The organism is Pseudomonas sp. BJa5 (assembly GCF_030272875.2).
Taxonomy (GTDB): Bacteria; Pseudomonadota; Gammaproteobacteria; order Pseudomonadales; family Pseudomonadaceae; genus Aquipseudomonas.
Window position 1 is genome coordinate 1 of the sequence record NZ_JALRNG020000025.1, and the last position, 14,617, is coordinate 14,617.

Below are 14,617 nucleotides of genomic sequence, written 5' to 3' on the forward strand. Positions count from 1 at the left end.
CCTCCTCGCGCCCCTCCTTCCCTTCCCGCCCTGTTTTTGCCGCGGGGGGGGGGGGGGGGGGGGGGCGCGCTGGGCCCCCCCCCCCCCCCCCCCCCCCCCCCCCCCCCCCCCCCCTCCCACAGGGGTGTTCAGAAGCTGTAGGTCCCCGTCACCACCAGGCTGCGCGGATCGCCGAACTGGATCTGCGCGGCGCTGGTCGCCGAGCTGTAGTAGGTCTTGTCGGTGATGTTGTTCAACGCCGCACGCAGGTCCCAGTCCTTGGTGCGGAAACCGGCCAGGGCGTCCCAGCGCCCGTAGCCCGGCAGCACGGCGGTGTTCTGGTTGTCGGCATAACGCTCGCCGACCAGGGTCAGGCCGGTTTCGCCGTACCAGCCCATTTCCGGTTTCCAGGTCACGAACAGGCTGCCGTTACGCTTGGCGACGTTGCTCACGCGGTTGCCTTCCTGGCCGTTGTTGTCTTCGACGATGGTGGCGTCCTGCACGCCGATGCCGCCGCGCACATACCAGTTGCCGACGATGTTGCCGGTGGCGGTCAGCTCCACCCCGCGCGAGCGCTGCAGGCCGGTCTGCAGGGTGATGCCCGGGTTGTTCGGGTCGCTGGTGCGGCGGTTGTAGAGCTCCAGCTCGTAGATGGCCAGGGTGGTGCTCAGGCGATCGTCCAGCCAGTCGCTCTTGACCCCGATTTCCTTCTGCCGGGTTTCCTCCGGGCTGGTCTCGTTGGTGTTGCCGGCGGCGCCCGGGGTAATGCCGATCAAGCCGCCGCCCACCGGGGAGAAGGTCTTGCTCCAGGAGGCATAGAAGGAGTGATCCTGCCACGGCGAATAGACCACACCCAGACGCGGGCTGGTGCTGTCGCTGTCCTGCTGCTCGGAAATGCCGCGCAACTTGTTGGTGGTTTCCACTTCGAAGCTGTCGAAGCGCACGCCGGCCAGTACTTGCCATTGATCGTTCAGGCGGATCTGGTCCTGGACGTACAGGCCACGGCTGTCGACCACGGTGTGGTTGTTGCTGGAGACCACCATGGTGCCGGTGTGCTGCAGGTTACGGTTGGGGTTGTTCAGGTCCAGGCTCGGTACCGGGCGGGCACCGGGCCCCGAGGTGGCGGCGGTGTAGAGCAGCGGGTCGCGGCGCTGGTTGCCGAACTCAAGACCGGTCAGCAGGGTGTGCTGCAGGCCGAAGGTGTCGAAATTGCCTTCCAGTTCGAGGTTGTTGAACAGGTTGCGGGTGTTGAGGTCCTGCTGCCAGCGCTGGCGGATCACCTGGTTGGTGGTGGCGTTGTAGCCGGTCTGGTAGGTGTTGTCGAAGTCGCTGTTGAGCTTGAACAGGCCCAGGGTGTGGCGTGCCTGCCAGTTGTCGCTGAGCTGGTAGTTCAGGCGCGAGCGCAGCGACTGCGCCTTGTCGTCGATGAAGTCGCGCTGGGTGTCGCCGTAGGTGGTGTCGCGGCCGACATCGGCCGGGCGGCCGTTGACGCTGGGGATGCCACGGTCGGGGGTGCGGTTGTAGCGGCTGTACTCGTACTGCACCAGCCAGTTCAGGTCCGGGGTCAGCTGCCAGCTCATGGACGGGGCGAACAGCTGGCGGCTGCCGTCGATGCCGTCGCGGAAGCTGTTGTTGTCCTGGTTGCCCATGTTCAGGCGCAGGCTGATGGTGTCGGTCGGGTCGGCGCTGAGGTCGGCATACAGACTGCGCAGGTCTTCGCTGCCGCCCTGGGCCTCGATGCTCGAGCGCCGGCCGGCTTCGGGCAGCTTGCTCACGCGGTTGACGATGCCGCCCTGGCTGCCACGGCCATACAGCACCGCCGCCGGGCCCTTGAGTACCTCGATCCGCTCGATGTTATGCAGGTCGCGCACGTACTGGCTGTCGTCGCGGATGCCGTCCAGGTAGAAGTCGTTGCTGGCATCGAAGCCGCGGATGCGCACGCTGTCGAAGCGGGTATCGGCGCCGCTGCTGACGTTGGGGATACCGCTCAAGGCCTTGCCCAGATCGTTGGTGCCGTATTCCAGCACATTGCTGGTCTTCACCGCGTCGATGGTCTGGGGCACATAGCGTGCCGGTGTCGAGGTGCGGGTGGCGGTGGTGACCTCCTGGACCCGTGGATCATCCCGGTCGCGTTCGCTTTCGGCGGTCACCGAAAGCTCGGGCAGGGTGGTGCTGGCGGCGAAGGCCAGGCCGGAACTGAGGAACAGGGAGACACCCAACGACAAGGGTGACAGACGGCAAGGGGCAGGCATGAAAGACATCCGCGAGGGCATAAATGTGTGGACGGTGGGAAAAATGGGTCGCGAATGATAATGCTTGTTATTTGCTTGTGTTAATTGTTTCTAGGCGGCTGTCACGGGTATTTGTTTCTAAATATTTCATGATGTTAAAGTGCGGAAAGAAAATCGGTTTTCGCGTCTTTTCACGAATTTTTGACACATTGATCTGCACGCGGATAGGATTCGATCAACGCCTGTAGGCCCATCGGCCAAGAGTCCAGAATAAAAGGCCCGCTGCGAGAACTCGCATGCGGGCTTTTTGTTTTCAGACCCGTGAGCGTCAACCCACGCAGGGGGCGTGGTTTTTGGCGTCGGCCGCAGAGCGTCTTTGACTAAGCAATAAGGAAAATAAAATGTTGAAAACCAGGATCAGCCTGATCGCGCTGGGGCTCATGGCAGCGACTCAGGCCATGGCCAATGACCAGGCCGCAGCCAAAGGCTTCGTAGAAGACAGCAGCGCCAGCCTGTTGCTGCGCAACGGTTTCATCAACCGCGACAAGAAGCACGGTACCGAGGACCAGAGCGAGTGGGGCCAGGCCTTCATCGGCAAGTTCTCCTCCGGCTACACCCAGGGCACCGTCGGTGTCGGTGTCGACGCCTTCGGTCTGTACGCCGTGCGTCTGGACGGTGGTAAAGGTCGCAACGGCGGCGGCGGTATCGACTTCTTCAAACCGGGTGATGGCGACTCGCCAAGCAACCCGCAGAATTCCCCGCACAACCTCGCCCGTGGTGGCGCGGCCGTGAAATTCCGCATCTCCAACACTGTGCTCAAGTACGGTGACCAGATGCCGGAACTGCCGGTACTGCAGTACGACGACGGTCGCCTGCTGCCGGAAAGCTACACCGGTACCCTGCTGACCTCGCGTGAAATCTCCGGCCTGGAAGTCAACGCCGGTCGCTTCACCCAGGAAGCCCGCAAGAGTGCCGAAGGCCGTGACAGCGGTGGCCTGAAGTCGATCAACGTATTCGGCGGCAGCTACAAGTTCACCGACAACCTGTCGGCCTCCCTGTACACCTCCGACGTCGAAGACGTGCTGAAGAAGCACTACCTGGGCGTGAACTACGTTCACCCGATTGCCGACGACCAGTCGCTGACCCTGGACTTCAACGGCTACAAGTCGGACATCGACAAGAAGTACGTCTCCGCCGCAGGCCTGACCGGTGACTCCAACACCATCTGGAGCCTGGCTGCGACCTACGCCTTCGGTCCGCACTCGATCACCATCGCGCACCAGCGCAGCACCGGTGACACTGGTTACCAGTACGGCTTCTACCAGAACGCTGGCGGCGTGGGTGACGGTGGTTCGACCATCTACCTGGCCAACTCCTACTGGTCCGACTTCAACGCTGAAGACGAGCGTTCCTGGCAGCTGGGCTACGGCCTGGACTTCGGCGCCTTCGGCGTGCCGGGCCTGACCTACAAAGTGGCCTACGTGCGTGGTGACAACATCAACACCCACGGCTTCGGCGAAGGTACCGAGCGCGAGATCTTCAACCAGTTCAAGTACGTGGTTCAGGAAGGCCCTGCCAAGGACCTGTCCGTCAAACTGCGTGGTTCGTTCCTGCGTACCTCCGAGAGCGTTCGCCTGAACGGCTACAACGACGACGGCAACGAAGTCCGCGTATTCATCGAGTACCCGATCAGCATCTTCTGATCAATTGCGGGCAAGTTTCGCTCCTGTAGGAGCGGGCTTGCCCCGCGATCTGCACAATCAAGCTGGCGCCGTCACCTTGCGCTGAACCGCCGGCTTGATCGCCATCACTTCCCCCGTCTCCGGTTCGAAGCTGTCGCTGCGGGCCATCCGCCACATCCGTGCATAGAACTCACTGTCGATCGAGCCGCTGAGCAACTCACCGGGCTTGAGGAACACATGCAGCTGGGAAAACAGGCGAATCTCGCTGGCGCTGATGCGTCGCACCAGGTGCTTGGGCTTGAGTTGCGAGGGATGGTCGAGCCCGGCAGCGGCGAGCATCTCGGCCAGGGCGTGCAGGGTGTTGCGATGGAAGCTGTAGACCCGCTCGGCCTTGTCCGGTACTACCAGCGCGCGCTGGCGCAGCGGGTCCTGGGTGGCTACGCCGGTCGGGCACTGGTTGGTGTGGCAGCTTTGCGACTGGATGCAGCCAATGGCGAACATGAAGCCGCGCGCCGAGTTGACCCAGTCCGCACCGATGGCCAGCACGCTGGCAATATCAAAGGCGCTGACGATCTTGCCGGCGGCGCCGATGCGCACCTTGTCGCGCAGGTTCAGGCCGACCAGGGTGTTGTGCACGAACATCAGGCCTTCGCGCATCGGCACGCCGATGTTGTCGCTGAACTCCCGGGGCGCGGCGCCGGTGCCGCCTTCCTTGCCGTCGACGACGATGAAGTCCGGCACGATGCCGGTCGCCAGCATGGCCTTGGCGATGCCCATGAACTCCCAGGGATGGCCCAGGCAGAACTTGAAGCCCACCGGTTTGCCGCCGGACAACTCACGTAGCTGCGCAATGAACTGCAGCAACTCCACCGGCGTGCGAAAGGCGCTGTGGGCGGCGGGCGAAATGCAGTCTTCGCCGATCATCACCCCACGGGTGGCGGCGATTTCGGCGCTGACCTTGTGTGCCGGCAGTATCCCGCCATGCCCGGGCTTGGCGCCCTGGCTCAGCTTGATTTCGATCATCTTCACCTGCGGATCGCGGGCCTGCTCGGCGAAGCGCTCGGGGTCGAAGCGGCCCTCGGCGGTGCGACAGCCAAAGTAGCCACTGCCGATTTCCCAGATCAGGTCGCCACCGTGTTCGCGGTGGTAGGGGCTGATGCTGCCCTCGCCGGTGTCATGGGCAAAGCGCCCGCGCCTGGCGCCCTGGTTCAGCGCGGCAATGGCATTGGCGCTCAGGGCGCCGAAACTCATCGCCGAGATATTGAAGATCGACGCCGAGTAGGGCTGGCGGCACTGCGGGCCGCCGATGGCGATGCGAAACGACGCCGGGTCGGGGGTGTTGCTGGGCAGCATCGAGTGGCTGATGAACTCGAAGCCCGGGCGGTAGACATCGTTGAGGGTGCCGAAGGCCTTCTCGGCGCTTTCGTTCTTGGCCCGGGCGTACACCAGCGAACGCTGGGCGCGGGAGAAGGGCAGCTTGTCGTCGTCGCCTTCGAGCAGGTACTGGCGGATTTCCGGGCGTATGGTTTCGATCAGGTAACGGATATTGCCCAGGATCGGGTAGTTGCGCCGCACCGCGTGATGGGTCTGGCGCAGGTCGTTCAGGCCCACCAGGCTGAGCAGGGCGCAGATCAGGGTAAAGGGCCAGAGCCAGGTGTGGGTCGCGAGAAAGAACGGGCTGATGCAGGCGAAAAGCAGACAGCCGGCCAGACAGGCGTAGCGGCTGGGAAGCGAAGCTTTCATGGATCTTCCGCTGATGTGAGAGATCCTTCCTAGGATAGGGCAAGCGTCCGGAGGGAAAACCCGTGATTTCGGTAAAACACTTTTATGGACGCTGTGCTTGACCCGTGTCGGCAAGGGGCTGCGGCGAAAGTTCGCTCCAGCCTGATCCCAACTCCGGTAGTTGTATAACAGCCGCTTGCGCCTGCCGTGCTACAAGGCGGCTTCCGTCTTTTTCGAGTGTTGTCGCGTGAACTCCACTACCCGCACGCCAGTGGCCGGGCAGGGCTTCGGCCTGCTTTGCCTGGCCAGTTATCTGTTGTCGTTGTCCTACGGCTCGACCTTCCTGCTGTCACTGTTGGTCAGCAGCCGGGGCGGCAATGAACAGGATGCGGGGCAGATCATCTCCGTGGCGATGCTCAGCACGATTGTCGCCGTGCTCGGCAGTGGTCATCTGGCGGATCGACTGGGCTCGGCGCGAGCCATCGCGCTCTCGGCCTCATGCCTGGTGGCGGCCTGCCTGGGCTTTGCCCTGATTCCCGGCACGGGGGCGGGCCTGATGCTCTGCGGCCTGGTGCTGGGTCTTGGCTGGGGCGCGTTCTACACCCTGGGGCCGATCCTGGTGGCCGAACGGGTCGAGCTGCAGCGGCGTACCCACTGCTTCGCCCTGCTGTCGGGCAGCATGATGAGCGGCATCGGCTCGGCACCGCTGGTGGGTAAACTGGCCAGCCTGTTCGACTTGCCGATGCAGGTGGCCTTTCACGCCGCCGCGCTGGCGGCGCTCCTCGGGTTGCTGATCTTCAACCATCTGGCCCGTCAGCCACAGCCGTCCTCCAGCCGTGTCGGCATCAGTCGCCGCGCAAGTGCCCGGGTGCTGGGTTCGCCGGCGCGCTGGCCGATCCTGATGGTCGGCCTGGGCGGCGCGATATTCGGTGGCCTGGGCAGCTTCCAGACCTCCTACGCAGCGGCGCGTGGCCTGGACTACTCGCTGTTCTTCATCGGCTTCATGAGCGCGGCGATCAGCTGCCGCCTGTTGGTCGCCGGCTGGGTGGTCAAGCGCGGTGCCTACCGCGCCTCCTGCCTGCTCACCGGGTTTATCGTCCTGGCGGTGCTGGGGTTTGGCTGGTGGGTGCAGAACAACCTTGGCTACCTGCTGGCGGCCGCCTTGCTGGGCGTCGGCTATGGCCTGAACTACTCGGTGATCAACGGCCTGGCGGCCAACCAGGCGCCGGCCGGACACACACCGCAAGCCTTGCTGCTGTTCAGCCTGGCGTACTTTCTTGGCGTGTTCGGCTTCCCCTGGCTGGCCGGCAAGCTGATTGTCAGCGGCGGCACCGAGGCCATGCTGGTGGCCCTGCTGATCGTCGCCCTGCTGAACTGGCTGATCAGCTGCGCGCGCCTGTTCGGGCGCTGGCGTTCCAGCGTTGGTGCGCGAGCCGGTGCAATGTCGCCATTTATTGATCCTGATTAAATTTTGTTCAACCCGCTCGCCGTAGACTGCAGCCTCCTCACCCTAAGCAGGGGGACACGGCATGACCCTTATTGTCACCGGCGCGGCCGGCTTTATCGGCAGCAACCTGGTCCAGGCCCTCAACCAGCGCGGCGAAACCGAGATCATCGCCGTCGATGACCTGAGCGATGGCGACAAGTTTCGCAACCTCGCCGACGGCGAGATCGCCGACTACCTGGACAAGGACGACTTCCTCGAGCGCTTTGCCCGCGGCCAGTTCGGCAAGGTCCGCGCGGTGTTGCACCAGGGCGCCTGCTCCAGCACCGTCGAAGGCGACGGGCGCTTCATGATGGACAACAACTACCGCTACAGCCGCGACCTGCTCGACGCCGCCCAGGGCCTGCAGGTGCCGATGCTGTATGCCTCGTCGGCAGCGGTGTATGGCGCCGGCGGGGTGTTTCGCGAACAGCGCGAGAACGAGCGGCCATTGAACGTCTACGGCTACTCCAAGTTCCTCTTCGACCAGCGCGTGCGCCGGCAACTGCCGTCGGCGCGCAGCCAGATCGTCGGCCTGCGCTACTTCAACGTCTACGGCCCCCACGAACAGCACAAGGGCGCCATGGCCTCGGTGGCCCTGCACTGCATCAACCAGTACCGGGCGCACGGCAAGGTCAGCCTGTTCGGCAACTACGGTGATTACCCGGCTGGAGGGCACCTGCGTGACTTCGTGGCGGTGGAGGATGTGGTCAAGGTCAACCTGTTCTTCCTCGATCGACCGCACCTGAGCGGCATTTTCAATGTCGGCAGCGGTCGCGCCCAACCGTTCAACGACGTGGCCCTGGCGGTGATCAACTGCCTGCGCGAGCGCGAGGACCAGCCGCCGTTGTCGTTGGAAATGGCGTTGCTGGAGGGGATTCTGGAGTACAGCGAGTTTCCGGATCACCTGCGGGGCAAGTACCAGTGCTACACCTGTGCGGATCTGGAGGCGTTGCGCGAGGTGGGGTATCGCGAGCCGACGTTGACGGTGGAGCAGGGAGTGGCGCGGTATTGCGAGTGGTCTGCTTGCCTAGGCTCCTGATGAACGTTAGGCTTCTGCGGTCGCTGCTGATCAGCGACCGGGTTTGGTCGCCCGAACATGCAAATTGCAAATGCTCCCATCCACGAATGTTGGCGTTTTTCGTCCGCATCTTCGTGCTATGGCGGCTGTGCGCGGGAGGCATTCGTGCCTGCCGGGTTTGCCTTTTGCCCCGGTCGACCAACCTGCGTACAGCTGTCACCCAATTTGTTTGGTCGCAGACGGTGACAGCTCCACTGCAAGAGGAGCTTCACAATGACAAAGAAACTGGTTCCCGATCCCCCGCAATCCCTTCTCGGCAAGACTGCCGCAACCCCTTTCGGCTCCTGTGGCGCCGGACACCCACCTCTGTTCGCCGTGCGTGACGGTATCGAAGCCGAAGACGCCCTGGTCCATGCCTCGCTGTTACTGCAGGGCATCTACGATACGGCCCAGCAGGCGTGTGAGCACATCGACGGCTTGCCCAAGAAAGGCTTGCTCTGGTCTACCCTGCATTCCGCCGAAATGGCCAAGGGCCTGGTCGATGCGGTGCTGGATGGCCTGGAAAACGAAGCCCTGAACCGCAAAGCCTGACCCAACCGGGGGGGTAGGAGCGGGCTTGCCCCGCGATGCGATATGACTGACGGCCCGCAATCGCGGGGCAAGCCCGCTCCTACAGAGACAGATGCATGTCCCGGACGCTGTGGGAGCTGCCGATAGGCTGCGATCGGGCGCGAAGCGGCCGTAAAACCAGACCGCCACAACACATCTGACCCAATGAGATGGCTGGATGGCGACTGCTGCGCAGTCGATCGCAGGCTTCGCCTGCTCCCACAAAGACAATTGCTTTCCGGGTGCTCCGGGCAGGGCGCTCCGTCGGCCCGTCAGCAGGTCTGCTTGCTCATTGAGCCACTTTGGGTCACTGTAAAGACTATTGTCATTACATGAGGCCGACGCCATGGCGTCCATCAACGTTCGTATCGACGACGATCTCAAAGCACGCGCCTACCGTGAACTTGAAAAGCTTGGTGTCACCCCTTCTGAGCTGATGCGCCAAGCCTTGCAGTATGTGGCAGAGCGTGGGCAGCTTCCCTTCAAACCGGTCTTGATGACTGAAGAGGATGAGGCACTTCTCGCAACGGTTCGAAAGCGACTTGCCGCACCCCAGAGGGTGAAGGTTTCGCTGGATGACCTATAGCCTTGAGTTCGATGCGCGAGCGCTGAAGGAATGGCAAAAGGTCGGCGAGGGGGCTACAAGGGGCGGACTATGGTCGTAGATGTTGAGCATGGCTTCGTCGCGGTGGGCGCTGGCTTCCTGCTTCTCAGCTCGAGTGCCTGGGGTGTCGGTGTTGCCGCGAAGTTTGAGATAGTGGAGGCCATAGCGCTGTTCTTCCAGGATGACGCCGGCCGCGATCGCTTTTGTTATGAAGCGCTGCCAAGCAGTGTCTGTAGTGGTCAACTAATCCCGGACACTGCGTTAAGTTTTTCCTCAGCAACAGCGGGCGCGAGCCCGCTGTTGAATTGATGTGGCCGTTGTCAGTTGTAGTGCTGCATCAAAAACCGGTCGATATCCTGCTGTGCTAGCGAAGCGCTCATGTAGCCCACGGTCGGTACCCATTCCGTTTTCAGGCTGCGAAATAACCGTTCCATCGGCGCGTTGTCGTGGCAGTTTCCACGTCGGCTCATGCTCTGCTTGAAACGATAGCGCCACAGTCGCTGACGGAAGCTTCGGCTGCCGTATTGGCTTCCTTGGTCGCTGTGAAACAGAACGTTCTGAGGCCGACCACGCTGCTCATAGGCCATGTCCAAGGCCTTGATCACCAAGTCGGCATCGGGCTTCGATGAAAACGCCCAGCCCACCACGCGGCGGGCGAACAGATCGATCACAGCCGCCAAATAATGCCAGCGACCTTGAGCCCAGACATACGTGATGTCACCGCACCAGACCTCATTCGGTGCCGACACGGTGAACTCTCTATCCAGCACGTTCGGGATATCTGGCCGCTCCACCGTCGCCTTCTTGTAGGCATGTGAGCCGGGTTGCTTGCTGATCAACTTCATCTCTCTCATCAGCTTGCGTACCTTGAATCGCCCAATCGCTATGCCGTCCTCGCGCATCATGAACATGATGCTTCGGCTGCCCGCCGCGCTGCGGCTTTGAGTGAACAGCTCGTTCACGCGGCTGCGTAAAACCAACCGCTCAACGTCCGGAGATCGGCGCTTGCGGCAGTGCGCGTAATAGCAAGATCGGGTGACTTCAGATACCGAGCACAACAGATCAACAGACTCTTCAGCACGGAGTTGATCAATTACCGCGAACGCTCGTGCTCCTCGGCCATCAAGAGCGCGGTGGCCTTTTTTAAGATCGATTTTTCCCGTTCCAGCCGATTGATTCGAGCTTCCAGTTCCTGGATTTTCTGCTGTTCGGGCGTCAGCGCTTTACTGGTCGGCGTCACACCATTTCGCTCTTCCTGGAGCTGGTTGACCCATCGGCGCAGGGCCGATTCCACCAGCCCAAGCGAACGGGCTGCGTCGATGTGGCTGTAGCCCTGGTCGAGTACCAGGCTGGCAGCTTCGCGCTTGAACTCAGGGGTAAAGGAACGACGTTGCTTGGTCATCGGACACCTCTCTATGGCGAGCATTCTCGCCTAAATGGGTGTCCGGTTTCATTAGACCACTACAGCCGAGCGCCTTTGCTCTGTTGATAAGCGTTTACATCACCTCCACCGCTGGAAGGCGTCGCTGCTTGCGCTCGGTCGGGGGCTTCAACTCCCTGGGAAGGGTTGCTGTCCAGGTAGCCCCGATTTTCTACCCCACCGCAACACTCGGCGTAGGTAGCGCAGCACATGGACGGCTTTTGAGGGTATGCCCTCTCCTGCGATGTTGTCGATGAGGCGCTGCACCAGGGTGGGGAGAAGCAGCGGGCTGCTAAGTGGCCGAGGGGCCTCCCCATGCAATTGAACTTTTGCTCGGTTATGCTCGTACATGGACTCTCAAACTATTTGGTGGGACTGATCTCCACTGTGGCCTGGGCTCTAACGAGAAAGTGAAGATCGATCTAGTGGCGGGAATTCAGGGTGTTTGAGTGGCGGGGGGATGATCAACGAAGAGGCTGTAGATCGGATGTGTAAATGTTGTTGAAGCGTGTATAAGATCGTAAAGGCACAATAGTGCAATGGAGACAAAAAAAGTGAAGGCAAATGAGCCTAGATGCAGAAGAGTACTTTCTATCTTTTCTGCAGGTCTTTCTTTAGGGAAAAAATAAAGATTGCAGCGGCTCTCAATATTTTCTATAAGGTCGGAGGATAGGTCGCGCATCTGATAGTAAATATGTGAAAGATCTGGCTTGTTGTTTTCTTCAGACTCATCTGCGGTGCCACCTTCAGCGTTTTCGGCTTCGATAGGTTCTAGGTTTATGTCTCTGAGCTTAGATAGGTCTGAAGGTTCCAATAAGTCTTTTTTTACATGCGAGTTAAATTGAACCATTTTTAGCTCGATTTGAGTAATCAACCCTGCCAGAGTAGACTCAGTTCGAGCTGGTTGAAAATGGTCCTTGTTGACTTCGTCATCGAGCCAGTCAGCAATGTCTTCGATTTTTGATACAATGTAATCTTTACGTTTGATTGCTTCCGTTCGGTGTTTGGAGCGTCGATCAAGATAAAGCGTAAACGACCAGCCGAACAGCAATATTATTAGTTGAGCTGGAAGGTTTTGAAAATTCATTGTCTTGACTTCTCGGCAGCATCTATTCGCTCAGCAATTACTTTTTCAATGCTTTTTATCAGGCTGTGGGAATATGTTAGCTTTTTCTCTAACTCCGCAGCTGTAAATCCTTCTTCTCTTATTAAGCCACCGAAGGCTTCATCTAGAAATGAGCGGCCGTAACGATTATACCCATCGAGTATAACGTGGACACGATCATACTCTCTCAGCCGTGGAGCCAAGATGCGCTTCCTAAAATTCTCGCCACAAAATTCGCTGTCAGCAGGATATCTACCATAAGGCGCCTTGCTGAAATCATCTACAACGGTAATTTTGAATGGTTTAGAAGTCATGATATTTTAATGTTCCACTGAACTAGAGTTCCAGGAAATTTCCTGTGGAGCTTTTTCTCACCGGGTGTCTGATCGATTTGCCAGAAGGTATATAGCCCGTTGTTACTGAACACCCATAGCTTTCCTTCAGGTGTATCGCTGACCAAAGCCATGATGCTTTTACTCCCTTGACCATGTTTCTCCTTTTTCGTTCCTGTAATATCACCTTGCATTGATAGGTTAATGAGGCGCTCGTCTGGGATAATGGTTGGAATATATATGCTAAACCCAGATTTCTCAAGGTCAGGAAACTTTTCCAGTAGAAGTTGATGGTCTTTGGGATGGGTGGACTTTAAGGATGCTAGGAACCAAGGTCGATCGACTACCGTTTTAGGGATGCCTATGCCATTATCGTAGATAGCCAGATATAATTGATTTCCAATAACTGTGCACATCAGCCACCATTTTTTATCCTGTTTTTTACTTCCTGGATAGGCGTGCAGTCCTACATTGTTAATCGTTTCAGAAATCGCGTCAGCGTATACCCACTCTTCTTCAGGGGTCATCGATTTGTAAATGCGTTTCTGAATAAAATCGATGATTTCTTCCATGTGCTCGCTTCCGTAGCTTGAAATGATCGGAAGCGTTTTGTTGTTTTTCAAGTCATATTCGATTGGTTCGCCAGTTATGACTTTATGCAGATTCGTGGATTTAATTGAGCGGTTTACATGGTGGTGCTTTTCTGACCAAATTATCTCTGCTGAGCCTGAACGGTTCACTGACGCATTTTCGATGGCTGCATACACTAATACCATTGCGGCAGCTGAAACGTTGGAGGTTTTGCTGAAGTCAACAAGGCAGTTGCCTGCGCCAAAGTGCTTTTCTATCTGCTTCAAGAATTTTAGAGTCTGCGTATAAGGGCAGCGCCTTTTATCTTCTGAAAAATCGTAGATAGATATCATTTTCGGAGCCGTAATGAGCAGCTTGTCACCAACTCTGCGCTGCTCTTGGTAACGGTACGGATTGTATTTCCGAGGTTTTCTGCGGACAGCATTAAGCCAGCGTGAAACGCCGACACGATGCCTCAAACGAGCTGCTTCATTTTCAAGTCGTTTCATTGATTTTTCCATAAACCAATAGGCAGTAGGTAGTCGCTGATTCGGTTAGGGATCACGGGAAGGCTAGCTTCGACGCTCCGACAGCTATTCGATGCGCCTCGTCCAGCGCTACCAGAAAGCATTTCAGTATCCCCCCTTTAGAAACCACCACCTCGTCACCTGTTTTCGAGCCTAGCAGGCAGCGGCCTACGATAGCTTGCAAAGACAGTGTGGGCAATTTTTCGATGAGGGGGCTAGAGGTGCCGGAAACTGGAGCAGAAAAGGATTTCAGCAAAGCTATCGTCACTCGTTGCCGGTGCTGGTAGGGCATCGCTAGAGCTCGTTTTCGTCGGATAGGTGCTTTGGGGAACCTGAGCGCTTCAAGCGAAACTCAGCCTAGGTGGAGCACCAGAGCCTCAGGTGTGTGAGGCTCCCGAAGGTGGGAATGTCGTTAATCGACATTGGCTGAGCTGAGTTTGTTACGTAATCTGTTACGTATGGTGCATAAAGAAAGGGCCTGCATCGCTGCAAGCCCTTGATTTTTGTGGTGCCGGCACCAGGAATCGAACCCGGGACCTACTGATTACAAGTCAGTTGCTCTACCATCTGAGCTATACCGGCACAGGGGCGTCATTATAGCGATCGGTTTGCGTCTGTAAACCACTTCTGCAAGTTTCGTCGCAATGCCTGTTTTCAGTCGCTACCGCGAGGGATTTTCCTACCAGTCGCGGTGCAATGTCGTGGCGTTGGGTTCGGCTTTGGTCGGGTCGAACAGCAGCGGCTTGTGGTCGTGGCAGCCGCGCTTGTTGCAGTGGGTGTAAGGCTGGGCCGGCAGGCCCTGGTCGCCCAGGATTTGCATCTGGGGCATGTCCCAGCCGGTCACGGGCGCAGGGCTTGAGCCGCTGCAGCCGGCCAGGGCCGAGACCACGGCGAGCAGGGCGATGGGGTGCAAGGTGTTCACTGTGAGGTCCGTGTTCCGAAGGTTTCAGTCTTTGTTCAGTACGCGCGTGATGGTGCCGCCGCAGGCCTGGTAGCAGCTGTCGTAGTCGTTGCCGCAGGCATAGGCCGAGCCGCTGTTGTACGGGTAGCTGGGGTAGTAGCAGCTTTTGCGTGCGTCTTTCTTGCTCTTGCCGGCCTGGCAGTGCTGGTAGCTTCTGAGGTTGGCCTGGTACAGGGCCTGGTCGCTGTTTTCCTGCAGGCGGGCCATCTGTTTGCAGTGGTTGCGTTCGGTGGCGCAGCTGTTGATGCAGTTCATGCCCATCATGCTGGGCGGCGGGGCGTATCTATAGCTGTAGCTGGGGCCGCAGCCGCCGAGCAGGGCGGCAGCCAGCAGCAGCGCGGCGCGCCACGTGTGTGAGGTGCTCACGAGTT

12 protein-coding genes, 1 tRNA gene and 3 pseudogenes are annotated in these 14,617 nt (G+C 59.2%); 5 read left to right on the forward strand and 11 right to left on the reverse strand.

The genetic code is table 11. The features are described from left to right. Positions 1-128 precede the first annotated feature (128 nt). Positions 129-2,231, reverse strand: coding sequence for a TonB-dependent siderophore receptor (locus M2D63_RS15265; protein ID WP_285863778.1), 2,103 nt, complete (start codon positions 2,229-2,231; stop codon positions 129-131). A 380-nt stretch (positions 2,232-2,611) separates the two neighbouring features. On the opposite strand from M2D63_RS15265, the gene M2D63_RS15270 reads away from it, so the two are divergent. Then, the gene (locus tag M2D63_RS15270; protein WP_285863779.1) at positions 2,612-3,913 is read left to right on the forward strand and encodes an OprD family porin; all 1,302 of its coding nucleotides are present in this window, start codon (positions 2,612-2,614) and stop codon (positions 3,911-3,913) included. A gap of 57 nt (positions 3,914-3,970) precedes the next feature. Here M2D63_RS15270 and M2D63_RS15275 read toward each other — a convergent pair whose 3' ends face one another. Next, positions 3,971-5,635, reverse strand: a complete 1,665-nt coding sequence (locus M2D63_RS15275) for an FMN-binding glutamate synthase family protein (RefSeq protein WP_285863780.1) — start codon at positions 5,633-5,635, stop codon at positions 3,971-3,973. 226 nt (positions 5,636-5,861) lie between these two features. Between M2D63_RS15275 and M2D63_RS15280 the strand changes: the two genes are divergently transcribed. From M2D63_RS15280 to M2D63_RS15295, 4 genes are all read left to right on the forward strand, one after another. Then, positions 5,862-7,082, forward strand: a complete 1,221-nt coding sequence (locus M2D63_RS15280) for an MFS transporter (RefSeq protein WP_285863781.1) — start codon at positions 5,862-5,864, stop codon at positions 7,080-7,082. Positions 7,083-7,143: 61 nt separating this feature from the next. After that, entirely contained in the window at positions 7,144-8,139 is a 996-nt protein-coding gene (rfaD, locus tag M2D63_RS15285) for an ADP-glyceromanno-heptose 6-epimerase (protein WP_285863782.1), read from the forward strand. 252 nt (positions 8,140-8,391) lie between these two features. Beyond that, positions 8,392-8,709, forward strand: a complete 318-nt coding sequence (locus M2D63_RS15290; RefSeq protein ID WP_285863783.1) for a DUF3077 domain-containing protein — start codon at positions 8,392-8,394, stop codon at positions 8,707-8,709. Between the two features lie 364 nt (positions 8,710-9,073). Next, on the forward strand, positions 9,074-9,313 hold the full coding sequence (locus M2D63_RS15295) for a type II toxin-antitoxin system RelB/DinJ family antitoxin (RefSeq protein ID WP_285863784.1): 240 nt from the start codon (positions 9,074-9,076) through the stop codon (positions 9,311-9,313). Here the strand turns inward: M2D63_RS15295 and M2D63_RS15300 are convergent. The 9 genes and pseudogenes from M2D63_RS15300 to M2D63_RS15340 all read right to left on the reverse strand — a co-directional run. Further along, a pseudogene (locus tag M2D63_RS15300) lies at positions 9,308-9,571 on the reverse strand (hypothetical protein); the annotation flags it as partial. The gene M2D63_RS15295 and the pseudogene M2D63_RS15300 sit on opposite strands and share 6 nt — an antisense overlap. Beyond that, positions 9,571-10,733: pseudogene (locus M2D63_RS15305) on the reverse strand (IS3 family transposase). The pseudogenes M2D63_RS15300 and M2D63_RS15305, both read right to left, overlap by 1 nt. Positions 10,734-10,830: 97 nt before the next feature. Beyond that, positions 10,831-11,068, reverse strand: a pseudogene (locus M2D63_RS15310) (integrase); the annotation flags it as partial. A gap of 119 nt (positions 11,069-11,187) precedes the next feature. Then, positions 11,188-11,838, reverse strand: coding sequence for a hypothetical protein (locus M2D63_RS15315; RefSeq protein ID WP_285863785.1), 651 nt, complete (start codon positions 11,836-11,838; stop codon positions 11,188-11,190). Further along, on the reverse strand, positions 11,835-12,170 hold the full coding sequence (locus tag M2D63_RS15320) for an STAS-like domain-containing protein (protein WP_285863786.1): 336 nt from the start codon (positions 12,168-12,170) through the stop codon (positions 11,835-11,837). The genes M2D63_RS15315 and M2D63_RS15320 overlap by 4 nt, the downstream gene beginning before the upstream one ends. Beyond that, on the reverse strand, positions 12,167-13,267 hold the full coding sequence (locus M2D63_RS15325; RefSeq protein WP_285863787.1) for a hypothetical protein: 1,101 nt from the start codon (positions 13,265-13,267) through the stop codon (positions 12,167-12,169). The genes M2D63_RS15320 and M2D63_RS15325 overlap by 4 nt, the downstream gene beginning before the upstream one ends. A 524-nt stretch (positions 13,268-13,791) precedes the next feature. After that, positions 13,792-13,867, reverse strand: a tRNA-Thr gene (locus M2D63_RS15330). Between the two features lie 97 nt (positions 13,868-13,964). Continuing rightward, positions 13,965-14,207: a hypothetical protein gene (locus M2D63_RS15335; protein ID WP_285863788.1), complete on the reverse strand. Its 243-nt coding sequence runs from the start codon at positions 14,205-14,207 to the stop codon at positions 13,965-13,967. A gap of 24 nt (positions 14,208-14,231) precedes the next feature. Further along, positions 14,232-14,612, reverse strand: a complete 381-nt coding sequence (locus M2D63_RS15340) for a hypothetical protein (protein WP_285863789.1) — start codon at positions 14,610-14,612, stop codon at positions 14,232-14,234. Positions 14,613-14,617: the final 5 nt, after the last annotated feature.